This window comes from Pseudomonas sp., assembly GCF_049645325.1.
GTDB lineage: Bacteria > Pseudomonadota > Gammaproteobacteria > Pseudomonadales > Pseudomonadaceae > Aquipseudomonas.
The window spans coordinates 1-6,176 of the sequence record NZ_JBARTQ010000622.1 but is presented as its reverse complement, the minus strand read 5'-3'; the positions used below and the strand labels follow the sequence as shown (position 1 = coordinate 6,176).

Below are 6,176 nucleotides of genomic sequence, written 5' to 3'. Positions count from 1 at the left end.
GCCGACATCCATGCTGAATGCCAGTCCGCATTCGCGAGCAAGCCCGCTCCGACAGTAGGCGGCAGCGTCTCTCAACAATGCCAAATGCGAATTTTCAGCCTACCTTGTAGGATCCTGCCACATGTTGCCGTTTGGTGATCGAGAAAGCGGCACGTATGATGCATCCCAAACTCCCGCAGATTAGAAGCCTATGTCCCTGATAGTTCTACTGCTTCTGCCTTTTATTGGCAGCTGTCTGGCGGCCTTGCTGCCGCACAATGCACGTAACACCGAATCCCTGCTGGCTGGCCTCGTGGCCCTGGCCGGTACCCTTCAAGTCGCCCTGCTCTACCCCCAGATCGCCCACGGTGGTGTGATCCGTGAAGAATTCATGTGGTTGCCCAGCCTCGGGCTGAACTTCGTGTTGCGCATGGATGGTTTTGCCTGGCTGTTCTCGATGCTGGTGCTGGGCATCGGCACGCTGGTGTCGCTGTATGCGCGCTACTACATGTCGCCGGACGACCCGGTGCCGCGTTTCTTCGCGTTTTTCCTGGCCTTTATGGGCGCCATGCTCGGCCTGGTGATTTCCGGCAACCTGATCCAGATCGTGTTTTTCTGGGAACTGACCAGCCTGTTTTCGTTCCTGCTGATCGGCTATTGGCACCACCGCGCCGATGCGCGACGCGGCGCCTACATGGCCTTGATGGTCACCGGCGCCGGCGGCTTGTGCCTGCTGGCGGGCGTGATGTTGCTGGGGCATATCGTCGGCAGCTATGACCTTGACCAGGTGCTGGCGGCGGGCGACCAGATCCGCGCGCATTCGCTGTACCCGGTCATGCTGGCCCTGGTGCTGATCGGCGCCTTGAGCAAAAGCGCCCAGTTCCCCTTCCACTTCTGGCTGCCCCATGCGATGGCGGCACCGACTCCGGTGTCGGCCTATCTGCACTCGGCGACGATGGTGAAGGCCGGCGTGTTCCTGCTGGCCCGCCTGTGGCCGTCGCTGTCCGGCAGCGAAGAATGGTTCTGGATCGTCGGCGGTGCCGGCGCCATCACCCTCCTCCTCGGCGCTTACTGCGCCATGTTCCAGAATGATCTCAAGGGCCTGCTGGCCTACTCCACCATCAGTCACCTCGGGCTGATCACCTTGTTGCTGGGCCTGAACAGCCCGCTGGCCGCCGTCGCTGCGGTGTTCCATATCCTCAACCACGCCACCTTCAAGGCCTCGCTGTTCATGGCGGCGGGCATCATCGACCACGAAAGCGGCACGCGCGATATTCGCAAACTCAGCGGTCTGGTGCGCCTGATCCCGTTCACCGCGACCCTGGCGATGGTCGCCAGTGCGTCCATGGCCGGGGTGCCGCTGCTCAATGGCTTTCTGTCCAAAGAGATGTTTTTTGCCGAAACCGTGTTTATCTCGGCGACCGCGTGGGTGGAAATCGCCCTGCCGCTGATCGCAACCATCGCCGGTACCTTCAGCGTGGCCTACGCCCTGCGCTTTACCGTCGATGTGTTCTTCGGCCCGCCCGCGACCGACTTGCCGCACACGCCGCACGAACCACCGCGCTGGATGCGTGCGCCGGTCGAACTGCTGGTGTTCACCTGCCTGCTGGTGGGAATTTTCCCGGCCCAAGTGGTCGGTTCGATCCTCGCCGCCGCCGCGTTGCCGGTAGTCGGCGGCGTGTTGCCGGAATACAGCCTGGCCATCTGGCACGGCTGGAATGCGCCGATGATCATGAGCCTGGTGGCCATGTCCGGCGGCGTGGTGCTGTACCTGCTGCTGCGCAAGCAACTCAAGCGTGGCCGCTTCAAGTACCCGCCGGTCATCAGCTACTTCAACGGCAAGCGCATGTTCGAGCGCAGCCTGGTGGTGATGATGCGCGGCGTGCGCCGGATCGAAAAACGCATCAGCACCAAGCGCCTGCAGACCCAGCTGTTCCTGCTCGTGCTGGCGGCGGTGATCGCCGGCGTGATCCCGATGCTCAACAGCGGCCTCAGTTGGGGCGACCGGCCGAAGATCCCGGGCTCCATCGTGTTCGTCACCCTCTGGCTGCTGGCGATTGCCTGCGCCCTTGGCGCCGCCTGGCAAGCCAAGTACCACCGACTGGCAGCCCTGACCATGGTCAGCGTGTGCGGCCTGATGACGTGCGTCACGTTCGTGTGGTTCTCGGCGCCGGACCTGGCGTTGACGCAGCTGGTCGTCGAAGTGGTCACCACCGTGCTGATCCTGCTGGGCCTGCGCTGGCTGCCACGGCGGATCGAAGAAGTCTCGCCTTTGCCGAGTTCGCTGCGCAAGGCGCGCATTCGTCGTCTGCGTGACTTCCTGTTGTCGACCGTAGTCGGCGGCGGCATGGCGTTGTTGTCCTACGCGATGCTGACCCGCCAGACGCCCAACGACATTTCCTCGTTCTACCTCAGCCGCGCCCTGCCGGAAGGCGGTGGCAGCAATGTGGTGAACGTAATGCTGGTGGACTTCCGTGGCTTCGACACCTTGGGCGAAATCACCGTGCTCGGCGCTGTGGCGCTAACGGTGTACGCCCTGCTGCGGCGCTTCCGTCCGTCCAAGGAAAGCATGCAGATCCCGGCGCAACAGCGCCAACTGGCACCGGACGTGGCGACCGACCTGGTCAACCCGCGCCAGGCCAGCGACACCGCGCTGGGCTTCATGATGGTGCCGGCGGTGCTGGTACGCCTGCTGCTGCCGATTGCGCTGGTGGTGTCGTTCTACCTGTTCATGCGCGGCCACAACCAACCGGGCGGCGGTTTCGTGGCCGGCCTGGTAATGTCGGTGGCGTTTATCCTGCAATACATGGTTGCTGGCACACAGTGGGTCGAGGCGCAGATGAGCCTGCGGCCGATGCGCTGGATGGGCTTCGGCCTGCTCTCGGCGACCCTCACCGGGCTCGGCGCGTTGTTTGCCGGTTACCCGTTCCTCACCACGCACACCTGGCACTTCAGCTTGCCGGTGCTGGGCGACATTCACGTCGCCAGCGCACTGTTCTTCGACGTTGGCGTGTACGCCATGGTCGTCGGCTCGACACTGTTGATGCTCACCGCCCTCGGTCACCAATCCGTGCGGGCCCACAAACCGAGCAACCAGCCCAAAGCGGTTGCCGCACCGGAAGGAGCCGCCTGATGGAAGAAGTCATCGCAATTGCCATTGGGGTCCTGGCGGCCTCCGGCGTCTGGCTGATCCTGCGGCCACGGACGTTTCAGGTGGTGATGGGCCTGTGCCTGCTCTCATACGGGGTCAACCTGTTCATTTTCAGCATGGGCAGCCTGTTTATCGGCAAGGAGCCGATCATCAAGGACGGCGTGCCGCAAGACTTGCTCAACTACACCGACCCACTGCCCCAGGCGCTGGTGCTCACGGCGATCGTGATCAGCTTCGCCATGACCGCCCTATTCCTGGTGGTGCTGCTGGCCTCCCGGGGCCTGACCGGCACTGACCATGTGGACGGCCGGGAGCCCAAGGAATGACGTGGATGAATCAACTGATCGTCGCGCCGATCCTGCTGCCGTTGCTGACCGCCGCGCTGATGCTGATGCTCGGCGAAAAACGCCGCCCGCTGAAGGCAAAAATCAATCTGTTCTCCAGCGTCGTCGGCCTGGGCGTCGCCATCCTGCTGTTGTACTGGACGCAACAAGGCGGCCCCGGCTCGATCGGCGTGTATCTGCCGGGCAACTGGCAGGTGCCGTTCGGCATCGTGCTGGTGGTGGACCAACTGTCGGCAATGATGCTGGTGCTCACTGGCATCATCGGCGTGAGTGCGCTGCTGTTCGCCATGGCCCGCTGGGACCGCGCGGGCACCAGTTTTCATGCGCTGTTCCAGGTCCAGTTGATGGGCCTGTACGGCGCGTTCCTCACGGCGGACCTGTTTAACCTGTTCGTGTTCTTCGAGGTGCTGCTGGCGGCGTCCTACGGCTTGATGCTGCACGGTTCCGGCCGCGCGCGGGTGTCTTCGGGCCTGCATTACATTGCGATCAACCTGCTGGCCTCGTCGCTGTTCCTGATTGGCGCGGCGATGATCTACGGCGTGACCGGCACCCTGAACTTTGCTGACCTGGCCCTGAAAATCCCCTTGGTGCCGGAGGCCGATCGTGGCCTGTTGCATGCGGGCGCGGCGATCCTGGCGACGGCGTTCCTGGCCAAGGCTGGCATGTGGCCGCTGAACTTCTGGCTGGCGCCCGCCTACTCCTCGGCCAGTGCACCGGTGGCGGCGATGTTTGCGATCATGACCAAGGTCGGCGTGTACACCGTGCTGCGCCTGTGGACGCTGCTGTTCTCCGGCCAGGCCGGCGCTTCGGCGCTGTTCGGCGGCGACTGGCTGGTGTACGGCGGCATGGCGACGATCATTTGCGCGGCGCTGGCGATGGTTGCGGCGCAGCGCCTTGAGCGTATGGCCAGCTTGAGCATTCTGGTGTCGGCCGGGATTCTGCTGTCGGCCGTCGGTTTCGCACAGCCGAGCCTGACTGCCGGCGCGCTGTTCTACCTGGTCAGCTCCACATTGGCGTTGAGCGCGCTGTTCCTGCTGGCGGAGTTGATCGAGCGTTCGCGTTCGGCCAATGACCTGCCGCTGGATGAAGAAATCGACGCGCTGCCCAAGGCCATGGAATCCCTGCATCCGCGTCCCGGCGTGAACCTGGATGACGAGCAGAAGGCAGTGGTCGGCCAAGTAATCCCCTGGACCATGGCGTTCCTGGGTTTGAGCTTTGTCGCCTGCGCCCTGCTGATTATCGGCATGCCGCCGCTGTCCGGGTTTATCGGCAAACTCAGTTTGTTAAGTGCGCTGGTCAACCCGATGGGTTTGGGCAACGCGGTGGATGAGCCGATCCGCCCGGCGGCCTGGGGCCTTGTTGCACTGCTGATCCTGTCCGGCCTGGCCTCGCTGATCGCCTTCGCGCGCCTCGGCATCCAGCGTTTCTGGACCCCGGAAGAGCGTCCTTCGCCGCTGCTGCGCCGCTACGAGTGCCTGCCGATCTTCTTCCTGCTCGGCCTCAGCGTGCTCCTGACCTTCAAGGCCGAACCGTTGATGCGCTACACCCAGGCCACCGCCGACAGCCTGAACAACCCGGAACACTACGTAATGGCGGTGATGGCGACACGCCCGATCCCCAGCCCTGAAGCCAAAGCCGCCGCGCTGGAGGTGCAGCCATGAAACGCCTGTTCCCTGCTCCGTGGTTGTCCCTGGCGTTATGGGTATTGTGGTTGGTGCTGAACCTGTCGGTCAGCCCCGGCAACCTGTTGCTCGGCGCGTTGCTGGGCTTTCTGGCGCCGCTGATGATGGCGCCGTTGCGTCCGCTGCCGATTCGCATCCGCCGCCCCGGCGTGATTATTCGCCTGTTCTTCCTGGTGGGCCGCGACGTCATCGTTTCCAACCTGCAAGTGGCCTGGGGCGTGCTGGTGTGCGGTTCGCGTCCGCCGCGCTCGCGCTTCATCAAGATCCCCCTGGATTTGCGCGACCCCAACGGCCTGGCTGCGCTGTCGATGATCACTACCGTGGTGCCCGGCACCATCTGGTCAGAACTGGCGCTGGACCGCAGCGTCCTGCTGCTGCACGTGTTTGACCTGGAGGATGAAGCGCCGTTTATCGAGCACTTCAAGACCACCTACGAGCGGCCCCTGATGGAGATCTTCGAATGAGCGCCCTGCTCTCCAATGCGATCCTGTTCAGCCTGTTCCTGTTTTCCTTGGCCATGGTGCTGACCCTGGTGCGCCTGTTCAAAGGCCCTTCCGCCCAGGACCGGGTTCTGGCGCTGGACTACCTGTATATCCTGGCGATGCTGATGATGCTGGTGCTCGGCATTCGCTATGCCAGTGACACCTACTTCGAAGCGGCGTTGTTGATTGCGCTGTTTGGCTTTGTCGGGTCGTTTGCCCTGGCGAAATTCCTGCTGCGTGGCGAGGTGATTGAATGATGCCGTTATGGGTTGAAGTGATCGTGGCGGTGCTGCTGGTGCTGAGCAGCGTGTTTGCGCTGATTGGCGCGATTGGGTTGCTGCGAATGAAAGACTTTTTCCAGCGCATGCACCCACCGGCACTCGCCTCGACACTGGGCGCATGGTGTGTGGCGCTGGCGTCGATCATTTACTTTTCGGTGCTCAAATCCGGGCCGGTGTTGCACGGCTGGCTGATTCCGATTTTGTTGGCGATTACGGTGCCGGTGACCACGCTGTTGTTGGCGCGAACGGCCCTGTTC

General features: G+C 63.2%; 6 protein-coding genes. All 6 read left to right on the top strand.

What is annotated here, in order from left to right; all coding sequences use genetic code 11:
• Positions 1-190: 190 nt before the first annotated feature.
• The gene (locus WBB95_RS26280; RefSeq protein WP_424490231.1) at positions 191-3,112 is read left to right on the top strand and encodes a monovalent cation/H+ antiporter subunit A; all 2,922 of its coding nucleotides are present in this window, start codon (positions 191-193) and stop codon (positions 3,110-3,112) included.
• The gene (locus WBB95_RS26275; RefSeq protein ID WP_003192163.1) at positions 3,112-3,456 is read left to right on the top strand and encodes a Na+/H+ antiporter subunit C; all 345 of its coding nucleotides are present in this window, start codon (positions 3,112-3,114) and stop codon (positions 3,454-3,456) included. The genes WBB95_RS26280 and WBB95_RS26275 overlap by 1 nt, the downstream gene beginning before the upstream one ends.
• Positions 3,453-5,135: a monovalent cation/H+ antiporter subunit D gene (locus WBB95_RS26270; protein WP_424490230.1), complete on the top strand. Its 1,683-nt coding sequence runs from the start codon at positions 3,453-3,455 to the stop codon at positions 5,133-5,135. The genes WBB95_RS26275 and WBB95_RS26270 overlap by 4 nt, the downstream gene beginning before the upstream one ends.
• Entirely contained in the window at positions 5,132-5,620 is a 489-nt protein-coding gene (locus tag WBB95_RS26265) for a Na+/H+ antiporter subunit E (RefSeq protein WP_424490229.1), read from the top strand. Before WBB95_RS26270 ends, WBB95_RS26265 begins: the two co-directional genes overlap by 4 nt.
• The gene (locus WBB95_RS26260; protein ID WP_003211751.1) at positions 5,617-5,895 is read left to right on the top strand and encodes a K+/H+ antiporter subunit F; all 279 of its coding nucleotides are present in this window, start codon (positions 5,617-5,619) and stop codon (positions 5,893-5,895) included. Before WBB95_RS26265 ends, WBB95_RS26260 begins: the two co-directional genes overlap by 4 nt.
• Positions 5,892-6,176, top strand: a 285-nt coding sequence (locus tag WBB95_RS26255; RefSeq protein WP_424490228.1) for a Na+/H+ antiporter subunit G, incomplete at its 3' end; no start/stop codon positions are given. The genes WBB95_RS26260 and WBB95_RS26255, both read left to right, overlap by 4 nt.